At 26.6% G+C, this 20,111-nt stretch carries 14 protein-coding genes, 5 tRNA genes and 1 pseudogene; 6 read left to right on the top strand and 14 right to left on the bottom strand.

Annotation, left to right across the window (positions count from 1 at the left end):
* Positions 1-200: 200 nt before the first annotated feature.
* From rnmV to gyrB, 14 genes and pseudogenes are all read right to left on the bottom strand, one after another.
* Complete coding sequence (rnmV, locus tag AWT63_RS01820; RefSeq protein ID WP_068267971.1) at positions 201-1,265, bottom strand: ribonuclease M5; 1,065 nt, start codon at positions 1,263-1,265, stop codon at positions 201-203.
* Positions 1,258-2,712, bottom strand: coding sequence for an aminoacyl-histidine dipeptidase (locus AWT63_RS01815; protein WP_068267970.1), 1,455 nt, complete (start codon positions 2,710-2,712; stop codon positions 1,258-1,260). The genes rnmV and AWT63_RS01815 overlap by 8 nt, the downstream gene beginning before the upstream one ends.
* Before the next feature lie 15 nt (positions 2,713-2,727).
* Positions 2,728-2,877: a hypothetical protein gene (locus AWT63_RS06310; protein WP_197407518.1), complete on the bottom strand. Its 150-nt coding sequence runs from the start codon at positions 2,875-2,877 to the stop codon at positions 2,728-2,730.
* A gap of 9 nt (positions 2,878-2,886) precedes the next feature.
* A complete protein-coding gene (locus AWT63_RS01810) occupies positions 2,887-3,357 on the bottom strand; it encodes a YbaK/EbsC family protein (protein WP_068267969.1) in 471 nt (156 codons plus the stop codon).
* 359 nt (positions 3,358-3,716) lie between these two features.
* On the bottom strand, positions 3,717-5,543 hold the full coding sequence (gene glmS, locus AWT63_RS01805) for a glutamine--fructose-6-phosphate transaminase (isomerizing) (protein ID WP_068267968.1): 1,827 nt from the start codon (positions 5,541-5,543) through the stop codon (positions 3,717-3,719).
* Positions 5,544-5,867: 324 nt separating this feature from the next.
* Complete coding sequence (locus AWT63_RS01795; RefSeq protein WP_068267966.1) at positions 5,868-6,614, bottom strand: HAD family hydrolase; 747 nt, start codon at positions 6,612-6,614, stop codon at positions 5,868-5,870.
* Positions 6,611-8,113 (bottom strand): annotated as a pseudogene (gene pepF / locus AWT63_RS01790) (oligoendopeptidase F). Before pepF ends, AWT63_RS01795 begins: the two are co-directional and overlap by 4 nt.
* A gap of 262 nt (positions 8,114-8,375) precedes the next feature.
* Positions 8,376-8,810, bottom strand: a complete 435-nt coding sequence (locus AWT63_RS01785; RefSeq protein ID WP_068267965.1) for a hypothetical protein — start codon at positions 8,808-8,810, stop codon at positions 8,376-8,378.
* 10 nt (positions 8,811-8,820) lie between these two features.
* Positions 8,821-11,208, bottom strand: coding sequence for a phenylalanine--tRNA ligase subunit beta (gene pheT, locus AWT63_RS01780; protein ID WP_068267964.1), 2,388 nt, complete (start codon positions 11,206-11,208; stop codon positions 8,821-8,823).
* 20 nt (positions 11,209-11,228) lie between these two features.
* Positions 11,229-12,245 (bottom strand): phenylalanine--tRNA ligase subunit alpha, encoded by a 1,017-nt coding sequence (pheS, locus tag AWT63_RS01775; RefSeq protein ID WP_068267963.1) that lies wholly within the window; start codon positions 12,243-12,245, stop codon positions 11,229-11,231.
* A 10-nt stretch (positions 12,246-12,255) separates the two neighbouring features.
* Positions 12,256-13,614: a hypothetical protein gene (locus AWT63_RS01770; protein ID WP_068267962.1), complete on the bottom strand. Its 1,359-nt coding sequence runs from the start codon at positions 13,612-13,614 to the stop codon at positions 12,256-12,258.
* 12 nt (positions 13,615-13,626) lie between these two features.
* Positions 13,627-14,391, bottom strand: a complete 765-nt coding sequence (locus tag AWT63_RS01765) for a hypothetical protein (RefSeq protein ID WP_068267961.1) — start codon at positions 14,389-14,391, stop codon at positions 13,627-13,629.
* The gene (gyrA, locus tag AWT63_RS01760) at positions 14,384-16,849 is read right to left on the bottom strand and encodes a DNA gyrase subunit A (protein ID WP_068268002.1); all 2,466 of its coding nucleotides are present in this window, start codon (positions 16,847-16,849) and stop codon (positions 14,384-14,386) included. The genes AWT63_RS01765 and gyrA overlap by 8 nt, the downstream gene beginning before the upstream one ends.
* Positions 16,850-16,923: 74 nt before the next feature.
* Positions 16,924-18,888: a DNA topoisomerase (ATP-hydrolyzing) subunit B gene (gene gyrB / locus AWT63_RS01755; protein ID WP_068267960.1), complete on the bottom strand. Its 1,965-nt coding sequence runs from the start codon at positions 18,886-18,888 to the stop codon at positions 16,924-16,926.
* Positions 18,889-18,985: 97 nt separating this feature from the next.
* On the opposite strand from gyrB, the gene AWT63_RS01750 reads away from it, so the two are divergent.
* The 6 genes from AWT63_RS01750 (at position 18,986) to AWT63_RS01725 (ending at position 20,098) form a co-directional block, all read left to right on the top strand.
* On the top strand, positions 18,986-19,483 hold the full coding sequence (locus AWT63_RS01750; RefSeq protein ID WP_068267959.1) for a nitroreductase family protein: 498 nt from the start codon (positions 18,986-18,988) through the stop codon (positions 19,481-19,483).
* Positions 19,484-19,671: 188 nt separating this feature from the next.
* Positions 19,672-19,746: transfer RNA gene (locus AWT63_RS01745), tRNA-Glu, on the top strand.
* An 11-nt stretch (positions 19,747-19,757) separates the two neighbouring features.
* Positions 19,758-19,833 (top strand) — tRNA-Val (locus tag AWT63_RS01740).
* 5 nt (positions 19,834-19,838) lie between these two features.
* Positions 19,839-19,915: transfer RNA gene (locus AWT63_RS01735), tRNA-Asp, on the top strand.
* 8 nt (positions 19,916-19,923) lie between these two features.
* A tRNA-Thr gene (locus AWT63_RS01730) sits at positions 19,924-19,999 on the top strand.
* A 14-nt stretch (positions 20,000-20,013) separates the two neighbouring features.
* Positions 20,014-20,098: transfer RNA gene (locus AWT63_RS01725), tRNA-Tyr, on the top strand.
* The last annotated feature ends 13 nt before the right edge of the window (positions 20,099-20,111 follow it).

Below are 20,111 nucleotides of genomic sequence, written 5' to 3'. Positions count from 1 at the left end.
CCTCCTTATTTAAATTTTTTAGATTAATTGTATAGTAAATTATTTCATTATGCAACAGTTTACATAAGTTTCAATTATATCAATTTTTAATAAGATCTATTAATATTTTAATGATTAAAATTTAAAATTTTTTCTATTTTTTTATAAAAAAAATTATTTTTATGCAATAATTAAAAAAAGCAATTCAAATGAATCGCTTTTTATAGACCTAAAAATTCTTTTACACTATCAGGTATAAAATCTATATATTTTTCAGGATTTTCTCTTATTTTCGTTGATGATATGTAATATCCTATTCTTTTAGGGTCAACTAAATACGCAGGTGTATTAAGATATTTAGAATAATTTTCAATATCTTGTACTTCATTTGTAAATATACAATCTATTTTTATATTATCTTTATCTAAAGTTTGCCTAACTCTTTCACTCCATTTTTGCCAACCATTAGGATATGACTCTATTCCATCTTCATTTAAAACTTTAACGTATATATTTTTATATCCTTTTAACTCTTTTTCAACAAATAATTTTCTATCTTTAATTGTCATGTTTTTATTTAATTTTGACTCTTCTTGTAATTTTATATCTCTTTTTGTTTCTTCACAAACATAGACATATAGTTTTTTACAATATCTACTCACGTATTTTATAAACGAAATATGACCTTTATGTACAGGAAAAAATTTACCGAAAATACATGCAATTTTATCTTTTTTATCATACATTTTATTTACTATTGTCATTGCATTTTCAAATTCTTCTTTACTAATATTAAGTAAATTTAATTTTTTAAGTAATCCCTTAGTATTAGAATATCCAATTGATAAAACATCCCCTAAAACTGCTCTTTTAATACTTGAATCATCTGTTAAAGTTAAACCGTTATCTATTAAATCTTGCATTGAAAATTTATCTTTTTGATTTTTACTATGTCTAATATTTTTAAAAATATTAAGTATAGCCTCATCAAGCAAATTCTCTACTCCTACATTACCATCTCTAAGGCATAAATTTCTTGATGCATATAGATTAATAATATTGGGTATATTTTTATTTATTTTTTCTCTTATTTTTTCACCTGCAAAATCAGGATCGGTTAATAAGTATATTGTATTATTGTTACTCAAATCTTTTAAATAATCAATTTTTTTCTGATTTGCTCCAGTCATACCGTTTAATACAAAAATATTTGCTGATATAACCCGACTTAGTGCTGTTTTATCATCTTTTCCCTCAACAACAACTATACCATCTACATTAAACAATTGTGTACTCCTCTAATACTTTTAATAAAAATTCCCAAGTTTGGGCTACTGCACTTATACTCATTCTTTCATCAGGCGTATGCGGATTTTTAATATCAGGTCCTATTGAAATTATATCTAATTTATCATTACTTTCATAAAAAATACCACATTCAAGTCCTGCATGTATTGCTTCTATTTTAGGATATTGTCCTGTTTGCTCTTTAAATACTTTTGCAAAATAGTCTCTTATCTTTGAATCTTTTTTATATTCCCAAGGATTTGCAGTATCATCAATAATGCTTTCTCCACCAAATTTATTTCCGTATTCAACAACATAATCACATAAATCATTTTGTTCTTTTAATATAGCACTTCTAACTAAAGTATTAATCATTAAATGACCGTTATTTAATTCTACAACACCTAAATTTAAAGAAGTTTGTATTAGATTTTCTATATCTTTACTTTTTCTGATTACACCTGTTAAATACCCAGATATATATTGCATGAATTTATATGTTGAAGATATTGTCATTTGTTTTTGACCTGTATATTCTATTTTTTCTACAATTACTTGCATTGTACTTTCACTTTCTTTATATTCATAACTAAGTGAATCCATTGCCATTTGTACAATTTCATTTACAGTTTCAAAATTTTCATCACATACTATATGTGCATGTGATTCTCTAGGTATTGTATTATTTTTATTACCACCGTTAAAGTCTATTATATTTACATCTTTTGTTATAGATAATCTTCTTATAATTTCATTTAAAATTTTATTTGCATTTGCCTTATTTTCATTTATATCAGCACCACTATGACCACCACTTAAACCTTTTAGCTCAAGTGAATAAATTTTGTCTTTATTTATTATTTCTTCCATTTCAAAATCAATCATAGTTCTAACTCTTGCACAACCTGCACTACTTACACAAATTGTACCGTATTGTTCACTGTCAACATTTACTAAAATATCCGATTCCAATTTTGATACATCAAAAAATATAGCTCCAGACATACCTACCTCTTCATCAGTAGTTAAAAGTATCTCAAGCTTTGGATGCTTAATTTCGTTAGATTCTAATATTGAAAGTACCATAGCAACACATATTCCATTATCAGCACCTAAAGTTGTTCCATCTGCAACTAAAAATCCATCTTTAACAAGTATTTTAATTTCATCTTTTTCAAAATCAAATTCTACGTCTTTATTTTTTTCGCAAACCATATCCATATGTCCTTGAAGTGCAATTGGTTTATATTTTTTATATCCCTTAGTTGCTTCTTTTCTTATTAAAATATTGTATTTCTCATCTTGATAAACATAAAGATTGTGATCTTTTGCAAATTTAACTAAATAATCACTTATTTCTTTTTCATTACCTGAGCCTCTAGGTATTTTTGATATTTCACGAAAATAGTGAAATACTCTTTCTGGATATAACTTTTCTAATTCCATATAAATACTCTCCTTTTACAATATATTTTCTAATAACTCTTCCAAATAACGTCTATCTTCTTGACTTAAATCAACGTTATTTTTAAGCTTTTTAAGTATAGGATCATTACTTCCAACTAGGCTTTTGTCTAATATTTTTATAATTAATTTTCTATAGTAGTCCATATCTCTCCTTTATAAATTTAAAAATATAGGTTTATGATTAGCATATTTTAAAAATTTTTCAAAATCGTAAAATTGTATATTAAGGGTAATTGTGTTTATAAACGGATGAAAACCAACTGTTGTATTTGTATCTATTTGAGTATCAATAATTACATTAATAATATTTTCAGTATCATATATTAAACCAAATGGAGTTACAACACCCGGTTTACAATGCAAACATTGTTCTAATACTTTTTCGCTTGCAAATGATAATCTTTTTTCATTCAATAATTCTGCTAAATTAGTTAAATTCACAGATTTTTCATCGTGTAGTATAACAAGATATATTTTATTACTACTTTTAGCTTTTAATACTAAATTTTTAACTTGTTGTCCTTTTAATTTCGGTGCATTTTTTACAGAAGTTATAGGTTCATGTTCTAACTTTTCATATTCAATCTTTAAAGCTTTAAGTAAATCATATATCATTTTTTCCATAACTTTACCTCTTTATTATTTATATTAAATTATAACATATGAAAACGGAAAAAAAGTAAATTTATCTAAACTTTTAATTTATAATATAAATTTATTATAAAAAATAACGGCTTTAAAAGTCAATAAATTAAGTTTTTTTATTATATAATAAAAATTATAATATCTAATTTAATTTTTATTGTATTGACTTTATAACATCATAGATTTTTTCTTGTATGCAATTATAAAATTTAAAAAAAATGAGCTATATTTAATAAAGCTCATTTTTATAAGCTCAACTATTGTTGAGTTTGAATTATTTCTATAATAATTACTATTTTTTTCTTTTTCTTATTTTACTAGAGCTTGTGCCAATTTATCTATTCAACTGTTACTGATTTTGCCAAGTTTCTTGGTTTATCAACATCATTTCCATTTAATATTGAAGCATAATAAGCCATTAATTGTGTAGGAATTATACTTAATATTGGCATAAATAAATCAATTGTATCTGGTATAATAATTACTTCATCTGAAATATTATAAATATTTGTATAATTTTCTTTAATTATAGAAATAGTGTCTGCTTTTCTTGCCTTAACTTCTTGTATATTTGAAAATATTTTATCTACTAAATTTTCCTGAGTTGCTATTGTAATAACAGGAATATCTTTTTCTATTAAGGCTATCGTACCATGTTTTAATTCTCCAGCAGCAAAAGCTTCTGTAAATATATATGAAATCTCCTTTAATTTTAAAGCTGCTTCCATTGCACTCATATAGTCAATGCCACGACCTAAATAAAAAACAGCTTTACTATCTTTTATTCTATTTGTTATTTTTTTAAATTTATCTTTTTCACTTAATATTTTTTCTATTTTACTTGGTAAAGTTAATAATTCATTTAATAGTTCTTTATACTCTTTTATATCTAAATTCTCATTTTTATATCCAAAATCCATAGCTATTAAATACATAGCAACCAATTGCGTTATATATGCTTTTGTTGAAGCTACTGCAATTTCAGGTCCTGCCCAAGTATAAAATACATAATCTGATTCTCTTGCAATTGATGAACCAACCACATTTGTTATAGAAAAAATCTTGGCTCCCATTTGTTTAGCTTGTCTAAGTGCAGCAAGTGTATCTGCTGTTTCTCCAGACTGACTTACAATTATTACAAGAGTTTTTTCATCTATAAACTGACAGTTATATCTAAATTCAGAAGCTATCTCAGTATAAACGGGTATTTTCGCTAGTTTTTCAACAGCATATTTGCCTATACACCCTGCATTATACGCAGTTCCACAAGCCACAATATATATTTTATTAATATTTTTTAAGTATTCTTTAGATATTTGTATATTTGATATATCAACAGTCCCTTGCTCATTTAATTTTCTTTTAATTGTATTTTCAACTGCTTGAGGTTGTTCAAATATTTCCTTTAACATAAAATGTGGATATCCATTTTTATTTGCAGCTTGTACATCTAAATCTAAATGACATAACTCCCTTTTTATTTCACATAAATTTTCATTAAATATACTTATATTATCCTTAGTTAAAACTACAATTTCTCCATTTTCAATAAAATAAACATCTTTTGTGTGCTCTAAAATTGCTGATATATCAGATGAAATAAAATTTTCTTCATAACCTTTACCAACTATTAATGCTCCTTCATTTCTTACTGCGATTAATGTATCCGGATCATTTTTTGAGATTATTCCAAGTACATATGCTCCCTTTAAATGCTTTTTTATTTCATATACAGTTTCTAATAAACTATCTTTTTTATAATAAGACAATAAATGAACTATTACTTCAGTATCTGTACATGAAATAAAATGATATCCTTTTTTTTCTAACATTTCTTTTAAATCAGTATAATTTTCAATTATTCCATTATGAACAACCGCAAATTCTCCTTTTTCATCAACATGAGGGTGTGCATTTATATCAGAAGGTTCACCATGAGTTGCCCATCTTGTATGACCTATTGCAATATTTCCAAGAAGTTGAGATTTACTAAGTTCATTTTTTAATACTTGTATTCTTCCTTTTTTCTTTTTAACATTAATTTTTCCATTATAAATAGTTGCAATTCCTGATGAATCATAACCTCTATACTCTAATTTTTCTAAACCATTCAACACAAATTGTGTTGCATTTTTATTTCCAATGTACCCTACTATTCCGCACATAAAAAAAGCCTCCTATATTTTTAGTAGCAAAAATTAAGGTTTTATACCTTTTTGCCTTCTATTATACAGAGAGTCACTGAAATAATTTTATTACAAAATTTCTTTTGTTTTTTGTATATTCCTTAGGCTGTGAAACCTTTGAGACATCCGCCGAATTTTCGATAATCTCACTCCTCGTCAACCATAAAAGGTTCTGGCGCTTCACTAATATTTTTCTCTCTTGTCATATGATAGTAACATAACATATCGCTATTTTGCAATAAAAACACTATTTTTTTATTTAACAAAAAAGCACTAAAAATAATTTCAGTGCTAATTAAATAACTATATTCTATACTCAAAATATGTAACATTGTCAACTAAATACTTAACTTTTGTATTCTCTTTAGGATTAATAATCATACCATGTTTTATTTTAAAATAATTTAACATTGCATAATCTCCATCACTATCTCCAGCTATTAAAACAGGATGTTCTTTTTTACCTAAAGATTTTATACTTTCTATTTTGCCAACTCCTCTTGTTACTATACCCGTTTCTTCATAGATATATTTATTGTTATTATCCATTTTTAAATTTACTGCTCTAACATTTTCTCTTGGAATACCATAAATATCTGCTGCTACATTTACCATATCTTTTTGTGATGCAGAACATATATATATTTCAATATTATTTTCTCTTAATAAATTAAAAAGATTTTCCATTTCAATTCTTTTTGTTAAATCATTAGGATAAGCTTTTATACTCTTTTTAGTTAAATTATATACTTCATCACTTGTCATACCTTCTATAAGAAGCAAACTAATATCTTTTTCATATTTTGAATATATTTTATCTGAAAGAGCTATAAAATTAGTTTTCATATCTAAATTTAAGATACCTTCTTCTAAATCAGGATACATCAAAAGTAATTTTTGTTTTATTTCTTCAGGAGTTAAAATATATTCATCATACTCTAATTGATATTTAACTGTAATTCTTCCTACATCACCATTTATTATTGTCTCATCACAATCAAATACAGCATATGCTCCATCTTCTTTTATTTTTTCTATAATATTTGTCATAAGCTTTTTAAAACCTCTAATTTATCACTAAATTCTTTAAGTGCTTTTTCAAATACTTCACTTGTATTAACATCAAGTCCTGCTGTTTTTAATATTTCAATTGAATTTGCACTACTTCCTGATTTTAGATAATTAATATATCTTTTAACAGCTTCTTCTTTATTTTCCAATATATCTTTTGCAAAAGCACAAGCACAGCTAAATCCTGTTGCATATTGATATACATAAAAATTATAGTAAAAATGCGGTATTCTCGCCCACTCTATAGAAATAAACTCATCAGTAACAACATTTTCTCCATAATACTTTTTATTTATTTCATAGTATTCCTTACATAGTCTGTCTTTAGTTAGTACTTAGCCTTTTTGTTCTAAATTATGGATTAAATCTTCAAACTCAGCAAATTGTGTTTGTCTAAATACTGTACCTCTAAATCCATCTAAATATTCGTTTAATATATAGTTTGTTACTTCTTTATTATCTTTATATTTTTCTAATAAATATTGTGTTAATAAATTTTCATTAGTCGTCGATGCTATTTCAGCTAAAAACATAGTATATGAACCATATACATACGGTTGTGTATGTCTTGTATAATATGAGTGTATACTATGTCCTATTTCATGTGCTAGAGTATATACAGAATCTATATTATTTTGCCAACTCATTAAAATATGGGGTCTTGTCGTATAACTTCCACTTGAATATGCTCCACCAGCTTTACCTTTATTAGGCATAAAATCTATCCAATTTTCATCATAACATTTTTGTACTATATCAAGATACTCTTGACCTAATGGTTTTAGAGCTTCTAATACTAGTTTTTTTCCTTCTTCTACACTAAATTTAAGATTAATGTTTTTAGATATACTCTTGTACATATCATACATATACAGTTTGTCATAACCCAATACTTTTGCTTTATAATTCATGTATTCATGCAATTTATTTAAATTTTTATTTATTACTTCAATTAAGTTATCATATATATTTTTTTCAATAAAATTTGAACTCATGGAAGCTTGTCTTGCACTATCATATTTTTTAATTCTTGCAAGTACATTATTAACTTTTACATTTGTTGATAAGGTTTTTGCAAATGTGTTTCCGTATTTATGATATTCATTATAGTAAGCTTCATATATTCTTCTTCTTTTTTCCCTATCCTCTATATCAGCAAGTATTGAAGTAAAACTTTCATTACCTATTTTTTCACCATCAACATTAGGAAAATTCATGTCTGCATGACAAAGTGTATTAAATGTTTCATATCCTGAATTTAAAATTTCACCAAGATTTGAAACTAACTTTTCATCAGATTTAGATAATGTATGTTCTTTTAACGAAAAAATTTCATTAAAATAATGTATATATATTTCAAGCTCTTTATCTGAATTTAAATATTCTAAAATTTTACCAGAATTTTTAAGATATTCTGTTGTCACATATGATAATACTTCATTTTTGTTTGTTATAATCGAAACAGCTTTAGAATACATTTCCTGATAAAATGAATTTGTTGTATCTTCATCATGTTTTAAATGTGAATACACATAAATTTTATCAATAAGTGTTGAAATTTCTTCAAAATCTGTTAAAAAATTTTTAAAATTTTGAATACTATCTGTGATTTTTCCCTCATATGCTTTCATTTTATCAAGCATTAATAAAGCTTTTCTATTAAATTATCATTTTCGTATATATACTTTAAATCCCATGTATTTTCTTTTATATCTTTCCTATCAATTACCATATATTTTCCTATTCTTCCTCAACAACTATCTCACTATCAGTAAATTGAATATTTTCAGCATAATATTTACCATTAAAATCATTCAAAGGTTTTACTGTCAATATATTTAAAACAAGATTTGTAATAACTTGACTTACTTTTTGCTCTTCAACGTATCCATTATCTCTAATAATATCTATTATTTTTGCATCTTTAGCATAAACAATATTATTTTCAGTTTTAACATCTGATACAATTGTCATAATTCCTTTATTACTTGTTCTTAAACTACCTAATTCTGAATATATATATTCAATTTTAGTGTATGTTTTACCATTTTTTACTTCTGTATTTAAATTTTTCAAACTAATATTTGAAAATTCTGAATTTTTAACTGTTTTTGCTGATATAGAACAAGATAAAAGGAATAAAAATATTACAAATACACTTAATAGTTTTTTCATTTTTTCTCCATTATTGTCTTAATATTGCTCCAAAATCCTTACTTAATTTTTCTTTAATTTTTTCAAGTACAGCATTTATATCTTTTTCTTCAAGAGTTTTATTTGCATCTCTCATAAGTATTGATATTGCAAAACTCTTATAACCTAATTCAACTCCTATACCTCTATATATGTCAAATAATTCAACTTTTTGTACTATTGGATCAATTTTTTCAACTGCTTTTAGTACATCTCCAATTAAAACTTCTTCCCTTGCAACTAAAGCTAAATCTCTTGTTGTTGATTGATATTTACTAAGAGTCTTATATTTTATTGCATTTTTTATGTATTTTGATAATTTTAAAATATTAACTTCCAAATACATTACTGCTTTATTTTCAAGTCCAAAATTTTCTTGTATATCAGGGTGTATTTCTCCAAAACTTGCTAACTTTTCTTTGCCTATAAAAATATCAGCAGATCTTCCAGGGTGTAATTTATTACTTTCAGATCTAAATAATCTATATGAATTAATTCCAAGTTTTTCAAATATTTTTTCAAAAATACCTTTAATATCATAAAAATCGTAACTAGTTCCCTTATCATAGATATTCTTATCAGTTGCTCCTGCAAGAACTACTGCTAGATTTTCAGTTTCAGTAATTTTATCATTTAATTTTTCAAAAACTTTACTAACTTCAAAAAATCTAATATTTGTAAAACTTTTATTAAAATTATCCTTAACATTTTTTAAAAGACTGTACATTAAATTTGATCTCATAATTGCAAAATCTTCTGTAATAGGATTTTCTATTTCAATAATATTCGTTTCATCTATTTCTGTTTTTATAAGTTCTAATGCTTTTTTAGGTATAAAACTATAATTAATGACTTCTCTTAATCCTAAATTTGAACATATTTCTTTTATAATATAATTCAATTTTGTTGTATCTACCACTCTATTTTTATTAATATCTAATCTAGGTAATACATTTTCTATGTTATCAAAACCGTACATTCTTATTATTTCTTCAAAATAATCTTGTTCATTTACTAAATCTGCTCTAAAACTTGGTGCAATAAGCTCTAAATTATCTCCTAAATCAACTACCTTAATTTCAAGATTTTCTAATATTTTTATTACAGTTGATTTATCAATTACTTTTCCGACAAATCTATATAGTCTTTCTAAATTTAATGTTGAAACCAAAGCTTTGTCAATAATTTTAACATCTTCTTTTATACTATAAAGTATTTGTCCTCCTGCAACTTCTTGTATTACATTTGCAAGTCTATTTACCACATTATGTAAATTAGAACTATCTACTCTTCTTTCAAATCTATATGATGATTCTGAAATTATTGTATATTTTCTTGATGTTTTTCTAATGTTTTGTGAATTAAAATGTGCAACTTCTAATAAAATATTTTTTGTATTGTCATCTACACAAGTATTAAGTCCACCCATAACACCTGCAAGTGCTACTGCTTTACCATTTGCTTTAATTACAATATCTTGGTTATCTAATTCCAATTCTTGATTATCTAAAGTAATAAACTTTTCTTTATATGTTGCAGTATCTACTTCAATACTATTAGAACTTAATTTATCTAAATCAAATATATGATTTGGTTGATTTTGTTCTAACATAACAAAATTAGAAGCATCAACTATATTATTAATACTTTTCATACCTAATGACTCAAGTTTATCTTTTAACCATTTTGGTGAAGGTCCAACTTTTACATTTTCAATTATTCTTGCAACATATCTTTTTGATAATTTTTCATCATTTATTTTTACATCTATATTATTTGCTTTAGTACTTTCTTCTTTTATTTTACAACTTGGATTTTTAACTTTAATCCCATAATATGCACCAAGTTCTCTTGCAATTCCTATATATGATAAACAATCCGGTCTATTAGGAGTTATTTCAAGCTCAAAAATTATGTCATCTTTACCTAAAAGTTTATTAAGTGATACTCCTATAGGGGTATCTTGTGGAAATATTATTATTCCATTATGTTCTTCTCCAAGTCCTAGTTCTTTTTGAGAACATAACATCCCATTTGATTCAACACCTCTAATTTTTCCTTTTTTTATTTCAAAATCAGGAGAAAGTTTAGTACCCACTTGTGCAAGAGCTACAATGTCCCCATTTTTATGATTACTTGCACCACAAACTACTTGTAATATTTCTTTGCCATTATCCACTTTACAAACAGTTAAGTGATCTGAATCTTCATGCATTTTATATTCAACAATTTTAGCTGTAACAACCTTATCAAGATATTCGTATTTATTTTCTATTTTTTCTACTTCTTGACCTATCATGGTTAAGGCATTTTCTAATTCTTTTATACTTTTATTTTTTATGTCAACGTACTCGTTTAACCAATTAAGTGAAATTAACATTTTTTATTGTATCCTTTCCATTAAAATTGCTCTAAAAATCTAATATCATTTTCATAAAATGCTCTTAAATCATCAATACCATATTTTAACATTGTTATTCTTTCAATTCCCATTCCAAAAGCAAATCCTTGATATTTCGTAGAATCTATGTTAGCTGCTTCAAGCACTTTGTTATTTACCATACCACTACCTAATATTTCAAGCCAACCTGTGTTTTTGCAAAGTCTACAACCAGAACCCTTACACATAGCACATTCAACGTCCATTTCAGCAGAAGGTTCAGTAAACGGAAAAAAGTGAGGTCTAAATCTTACTTTTCTATCAGAACCAAATATTCTTTTTACTATTAATTCTAACATAGCCTTAAAGTTTGAAAAAGAAACATCTTCTCCTATCATAAGTCCTTCTATTTGATGAAACATAGGTGTATGCGATATATCATAATCAGGTCTATATACTTTCCCTAACGAAACCATCCTAAATGGAGGTTTATGTTCTAGCATATATCTAATTTGCATTGGTGATGTTTGTGTTCTTAATAATGTATCATCAGTGATATAGAAAGTATCTGTTTTGTCTCTTGATGGATGTGTCTTAGGTATATTAAGTGCATCAAAATTATACTTAACCAACTCTATCTCAGGACCATCTACTATATCAAATCCCATTTCAGAAACTATATCTTTTAATTCTTTCATTGTCTTTGTTATTGGGTGCATACTTCCTGTTTGTTGTATTCTACCTGGTAAAGAAACATCTATAGTTTCATTTTTTATTCTATTTTGTTTAATTTCTTCTTTTATTTTACATAAAGTTACCTCAATTAATTCTTCAACATTTGAACGGGCTTCATTTATTAGTTTTCCTAAAACTTTTCTTTCATCAGGTGTTATATTCGCCATTTCCTTCATTAAATTGGTAAATTCACCTTTTTTTCCAAAAGCTTTTACTTTTATTTCGTTTAATTCATTAATATCAACTACATTTTTTAACTTTTCAGAAAAAAAGTCTTTTAGTTGTTTTAACTTATTTTCCATTCCAAACCTCTCAATTAATTTTGTTTAGTTTCCACATTTTAATAAATTCTTTTAGTTCCTTTTCATTTTGTGCATATCTAACACCATTCATATTATTTGTTCCACTTATGCCAATAACATCTTTTTTTGAATTTACAAATACATTTCCAATATAGATTGTATTGTATACATATTCTGTATCTTTTGATAACATTTTTGTAATATTATATGGTAAGTACTGTATTTTAAGTTTTTGAACAAATACTATGTCTAAATTTTTGTTTTCATCTAATAAATAATAAAGACCGGTATGTTCATCCTTGGTAGATTTTGTTAAATATCTAGTGTCGTATTTTCTAAGATAATGCTCTAATTTTTTTTCAATTAAATCTTCTTTTTTCTTTATTAAAATTGGTTTATCAATTAATTTAACATACTTTGAAAGTTTATTTATTTTTATACCAAGTTCATTTGCTTTTTCTAAATCATAAGATGCTTCAATTTTTAAGTTTTCTTTTCCTTCTAAAGTTTTCTTTGAATTTTCAATATCAAATGTTAAACCTTCTTCAAGAAAATTTCTTAAAAATGGATCAATATACTTGGTTTCAATTTTTTTATAATTTACATATGCTTTTGATTTAATTTCTCCTTTATCATCTAATGTGTAACCAAAAACAAAATAATTAAAAGGATTAATAATATTTGCATTTCTTATTACATAATAATTATATATACCTAAATTTGCTAAACATATTATTGTTGAATTTAAAACCAGTAAACTTAGATATTTTGAACTAGCCTTATCTGTTTTTAAAATTGTTTCATAAAAATTGCAAACAAATGCTACAAAAGTTATAGCTAAACTTAAAATAAGTACGATATATATTATATATCCCAAATCTTTTATATATTGTAATTTTGCCATAAGATAAATAGCCTTTGAAAAATCACTGCTATATAGCCTATTATTAATGCTTTTTATTGCATAAAATATATCCTTTGTAATAAACAACAAATAACAAGAAAATAGTATTGAAGATATTGCTGTTACTGAACTAAATTGCATAAGTTTAGACATTTCTTTTGAAACTATTCTAAATATTACAAGTATAGCAAAACTTATTATTAGGATAAATATAAAAGCTCTATAAATTGTACCTAATGTTTCTATTGCCTTTAAATCCTTTTCTTGATTAATTAATTGCATTATTATATCTACAAAACCATAATTTGATGATGTATTATGTAAATATCTATATACCGCATCAGCAATTTTTGCAACTGTTATAAATCCTATCAAAAAGCAAAAACCTAATAACCAAGTCATAACTGTTTCAATAATTTTTGTCACTTTAAATTGTTGTTTATCAAGATTAATATTGTGTTCCATTTTAGTTCCCCTTTATCCTATGAATATTGGATTTGTAGAATCTTCAATAACTTTTAGTCCTGTTTGACCCGTTAATCTTTCTAATAAGTAAGAATAACTAAGACCTCCCATAACTATCATATCATAAGGTTTAGCAAAATCCTTTATTATTTGTGCTTCATTATCTCCAGTTTTATCTATTATATTACATATATTTCCAAATCTTTCAGTAAGTCTGTTTTTATCTTCAACATTTACTCTTAATACATCTATATTGCTTTCTCCAAATAAATGAAAATATGCAAAAATACTTCTATTTACTTTGAAACCACCATCATTTAACATTAATATTTTATCGAATTTGTATTCTCTATCTTCTTTACTTATTATTATTAACGGTTTATATGCTGTTTTTAATAATTCTTGCATTCCATAACTAAGTTTTTCATTTTTAACTACTATCAAGGCATCATATGCTTTTAATTCTTCTAATATAACTTCGCAAGTTTCACCTTCAACACTATATACTTTATCAAAATTACCAAAAGCTTTTTCTTTTATACCTTCATATATTTTTGCTTCCAAATTTTTGTATTCATTAACTAACATAGATGTTGAACCATGTATAGATATTCCGTCTATACTTGTTGGAAAAATTTCATATTTCATAATATCTTTTACATATACAGCATAAGTTAATGCAGATTCAAATTTTTCTTTCATTGATTTAGAAAACTTTATAGCATAATTTACTTCATGTTCATCTGTTAATAAAAATAGAAATTTTTTATTAGTCATTATTTTCATCTCCTTCAGTTGATAATGCAACAGAAGTTACAAGATCCTCGTTTCTGACATTCATAACTCTAACACCTGATGTTGCTCTACTATAATTTGATATTGAAGATATAGAAGTTCTTATTAATGTTCCATCTTTAGTTATAACCATAATTTCTTTATCTTCTTCTCTATTTATTATTAAAGAAGCTACAACATCTCCTGTTTTACTTGCAATTTTGAAATTCTTTATTCCTGAACCGCCTCTTTTTTGCAATTTATATTCACTTAGTGCTGTAGTTTTTCCATATCCTTCTTGAGAAATAGTTAATACTTCTAATTTTTCTTTATCTTTTACAGAATCTATTATGCAAGCTGAAGCAACGCTATCATTTTTATGAAGTTTTATAGCTTTTACTCCTCTTGTATTTCTTCCCATACTTCTTACATCTGCTTCACTTATTCTAACTGAATTTCCTTTTTTTGTAGCAATAAATATTTCATCTTTATTTCCTTCACTTAGATTTACAAAAACTAGCTCATCGTCATCATCTAATTTAGTTGCGATAAGTCCTGATTTATTAATGTTTAGGAAATATTCAAGTTTACATTTTTTAGCAATTCCATTTTTTGTTAAGAAGAATAATTCTGCATCTTTTGAAGCTCCTGCAATATTTAATATTGCACTTACACTTTCACCTTCTACAAGGTTTATTATATTACTCATTAATTTTCCTCTAGCAGTTTTACTTGCTTCAGGAATTTCATAAACTTTAAGACTATATGCCTTACCTTTATCTGTGAAAATAAGGAGTTTATCTAAAGTTTTAACAGTGTATATATTTTGAACTTCATCATTTTCAACTGTGTTTGTAGAATTTACTCCTACTCCACCTCTTTTTTGAAGTTTATATGTTGCTACTTGTGTTCTTTTTACATAACCTTTATTTGTTATTGTTACAACAACATCTTCTTCTTTAATTAAATCTTCTATGTCTATTTCTGTTCTTATATTTTGAATTTGAGTTCTTCTCTTATCTGAATAATTCGTTTTAAGTTCAATTACTTCTGTTTTTATTATTGAGTATTTCTTTTCTTCACTTTCTAAAATCGCTTGAAGATTTTCAATTAATGCAATTATTTCGTTATATTCTTGTTCTATTTTATCTCTTTCAAGACCTGTAAGTCTTTGTAAACGCATATCAAGTATTGCTCTTGCTTGTATTTCAGTAAATCCATAAAGTTCTATAAGTTTTTCACGTGCCTCATTTGCATCTTTCGAAGCTTTTATTAAGTTTATTATTTCATCAATATTATCAAGAGCTATTCTAAATCCTTCTAATATATGTGCTCTTCTTTTTGCTTTATCAAGATCATATTGAGTTCTTCTTGTAATAACTTCTAATCTATGTTCTAAGTATTTTGATAAAATTTGTTTTAAATTTAAAACTCTTGGTATATTTTTTACAAGAGCAAGCATTATTACTCCAAAAGTTGTTTCTAAATCTGTATATTTATATAATCTATTTAAAATTAGTTCAGGTTCTTCTCCCTTTTTAATTTCTATTACTATTCTTATACCTTCTCTATCAGATTCATCTCTTAAATCTGTTATACCTACTATTTTCTTTTCTCTTGCAAGTTCAGCAATTTTCTCAATAAGTTTTGCTTTATTCACTTGATATGGTATCTCACTGACAATTATACTTTGTTTTCCAGATTTACTTGTTACTATATCAGCTTTACCCATAACTTTTATTTTACCACGACCTGTTTTATAGGCGTCATAAATTCCCTGTTTACCATTTATTATTGCTCCTGTTGGAAAATCAGGTCCTTTTATATGTGTCATAAGTTCTTCTATACTTGTATCAGGATTATCAATTAATGCAATTATACCATCACATAATTCCGCAAGATTATGAGGTGGTATATTAGTTGCCATTCCTACTGCTATTCCTGTTGTTCCGTTTAATAATAAGTTAGGTAATTTTGCAGGTAATACTTCAGGTTCATCTAAACTTTCATCAAAGTTTTTTCTAAAATTAATTGTGTCTTTATTTATATCTTCCAACAATTCATTTGTAACTTTTGACATTCTTGCTTCTGTATATCTCATTGCCGCAGCTGAATCTCCGTCAATCGACCCAAAATTTCCATGCCCATCAATTAACATATATCTTGTATTAAATTCTTGTGCCATTCTTACCATTGAGTTGTATACTGCTGTATCTCCGTGAGGGTGATACTTACCTAAAACTTCTCCAACGATTCTTGCTGATTTTTTAAATGGTTTATCACTTGTCATTCCTAATTCATTCATAGCAAATAAAATTCTTCTATGCACAGGTTTTAAACCATCTCTAACATCTGGTAATGCACGACTTACAATTACACTCATTGAATAATCAAGATATGAAGCTTTTATTTCATCTTCAATATATACCGGGATTTCTTTTTCATTATTCTTGGTGCTCATTATCTCTTTTATTAATTCACTGTCTTCTATATTTTCATTATTATCAATAATTTTATCTGACATTTATCTTCTCCTTAAATATCCAAGTTTCTTACATAATTCGCGTGTTCTTCAATAAATTGTCTTCTAGGTTCAACCTTATCTCCCATAAGCACATTAAACATTTTATCTGCATAACTCGCATCTTCTAAAGTAACTTTAAGTAATGTTCTTGTTGCAGGATCCATAGTTGTTTCCCACAATTGTTCAGGATTCATCTCTCCAAGTCCTTTATATCTTTGTATTGCATATCTTCTATTTTCTTTTTCTAAAACTTGTGTTACATTTCTTAATTCATCATCTGAATATGCATATTTTATACTCTTTCCTACTTGTATTTTATATAAAGGTGGTTGAGCTATATACACGTGTCCATCATTTATTAATTCTCTTAAATATCTAAAGAAAAAAGTAAGCATTAATGTTCTAATATGAGCCCCGTCTACGTCGGCATCTGTCATTATTATTATTTTTCCATAGTTTAATTTTTCAATATCAAATTTATCTCCAATGTTTGTACCAAAAGCTGTTATCATTGATTTTATTTCTGCATTTTCTAATATTTTATGCATTCCTGCTTTTTCAACATTAAGTATTTTACCTCTAAGCGGTAATATTGCTTGAAACTTTCTGTCTCTTCCTTGTTTTGCAGAACCTCCCGCAGAATCTCCCTCAACTATATAAATTTCACATTCATCAGGTATTTTTGATGAACAATCTGCAAGTTTTCCAGGTAATGGGCTTATTTCCAATCCATTTTTTTTAAGTATCATAGATCTTGCTTGTTTTGCAGCCTCTCTTGCTTTTTTACTAAGAAGCATTTTTTCAATCATAAGTTGTGCTTCTTTTGGATGATCTTCAAGATACATTTTAAGCTTACTTGAAACTACGCTTGATACAGCAGATGTAGCTTCACTACTTCCAAGTTTTGATTTTGTTTGACTTTCAAATTGTGGTTCAGGGAATTTTATATTTATAATTGAAACAAGTCCTTCTCTAACATCTGAACCTTGTAAATTTTCATCTTTTTTATCTTTTACTAAATTTAATTGTTTAGCAATATCATTCATAGTTCTTGTAAGCGATGTTCTAAACCCTTGAACATGAGTTCCACCATCATATGTATTTATATTGTTTACAAATGAATATTCAACTGTTGCTTGTGAATTTTTATAAGTCATTGCAATTTCAACTTCAACAAATTTAGCGTTTATTTCATTTCCATTTTCATCAATTGTCTTATCTGATATCATTACTCTATCATTCATATAAATTACTGGTGAAACCGCTTTCTCATCTTCGACTAATTCATTAACAAAGTCTTTTATACCACCATCATAGTAATATTCTTCTTTTTTTACACTTTCGTCATCTCTTTCATCTGTTAAAATAATTTTAAGACCTGTATTTAAATAAGCAAGCTCTCTTAATCTTGACTCTAAAATACTATATTCAAATAATATACTTTCAAATATATCTTCATCTGGTCTAAATTTTATAGTCGTTCCATGTTCATTTTCATTTGCAACTCCTATTTGTTCACATTCACTTATAGCCTTACCTTTTGAAAAGTTTTGTCTTACAACTTTACCATCTCTTGTAACAGTAACAATTAAATCTGTTGATAACGCATTAACAACAGATATACCTACACCATGAAGTCCTCCTGAATAAGTATAGTTTTTATCACTAAACTTACCTCCCGCATGTAGTATTGTTAAAACTACTTCAATTGTTGATTTACCTGTTTTGTGCATATCTATTGGTATTCCACGTCCATTATCTATAACTTCAATATAATTGTCGGGTAACATTCTTATTTTTATAGTATTACAGTATCCTGCTAATGCTTCATCAATACTATTGTCTACAATTTCCCATATTAAATGATGTAAACCTCTAGATGATGTTGTTCCTATATACATTCCAGGTCTTTTTCTAACAGCCTCTAATCCTTCTAAAACCGTTATGTCATCTGATCCATATTTTTTTTCTGACATTTATCTTCTCCTAATCATTTTTATAAGTTATTATAGCATTTTCAGGCTTTTTTTTCCAGTCTTTTTATGATATAATCAGCTTAAAAAGGGGGTTATGATGAAAGAAATTTTTAATAGAAGAAGTATAAGAGAATTTACAAATGAAAAAATTGATGAAAATATTATAAAGGAAATATTACGTGCAGGAATTGCAGCCCCATCAGCCCATAAAAAAGAACCACGTAAATTTTATGTTATTGAAAACAAAGAAATATTATCACAATTTTTCCAAAAACATCCCTATGCAAGAGCACTTGAAACAGCAACATTAGCTATACTTGTCTGTGGAGACAAACAAAAAGACACAAACTTAACATTTTTAATCCAAGATTGCAGTGCTTCATTACAAAACATGGCACTTATGGCAACACATTATGATTTAGGTTCTGTATGGATGGGTATTCTTGATAATGAAAATGCTGAAAGTATAACAAGAGAAATAATAAATTTACCAGAAAACTTAATTCCTATTTCTATTATGGCTTTTGGTCATAAAGCAATCAGCCTAAGACCTCATATTTCATACAAGGAAGAAATGGTTGAATGGATTAAATAAAGAATAATAAAATCTGAAAATATATTATCAAATCATTATCTTTTATTTGATATATTTTTCTTTTTTAAACTATAAAACCTAGTATTTATCTAGGTTTTTCAAATTTTAAATTAAATATTAAAAATTTTTGTTGACAAATAATTTATTTTTTGATATTATTAGTTTTGTCGTTAGACGACACAAAGTATGGGCCCTTCGTCTAGTGGTCAGGACATCGGGTTTTCATCCCGGCAACAGGAGTTCGATTCTCCTAGGGCCTACCATACTTACCCATGGTCGCATAGCTCAGTTGGGAGAGCACCTGCCTTACAAGCAGGGGGTCACTGGTTCGAGCCCAGTTGTGACCACCATGTGCGGAGGTGTAGCTCAGTTGGTTAGAGTGCTTGCCTGTCACGCAAGATGTCGCGAGTTCGAGTCTCGTCACTTCCGCCATTTTATTTGCCGCTTTAGCTCATCTGGTAGAGCAACTGACTTGTAATCAGTAGGTGGCTGGTTCGACTCCGGCAAGCGGCACCACTTTATATTTTTTTGGCGAGATACCCGAGTGGCCAAAGGGAGCAGACTGTAAATCTGCCGGCTCAGCCTTCGAAGGTTCGAATCCTTCTCTCGCCACCACTTTTTTTTTAAT

The organism is Caviibacter abscessus, from assembly GCF_001517835.1.
Taxonomy (GTDB): domain Bacteria; phylum Fusobacteriota; class Fusobacteriia; order Fusobacteriales; family Leptotrichiaceae; genus Caviibacter; species Caviibacter abscessus.
This window is presented reverse-complemented; position numbering and strand designations above follow the sequence as displayed.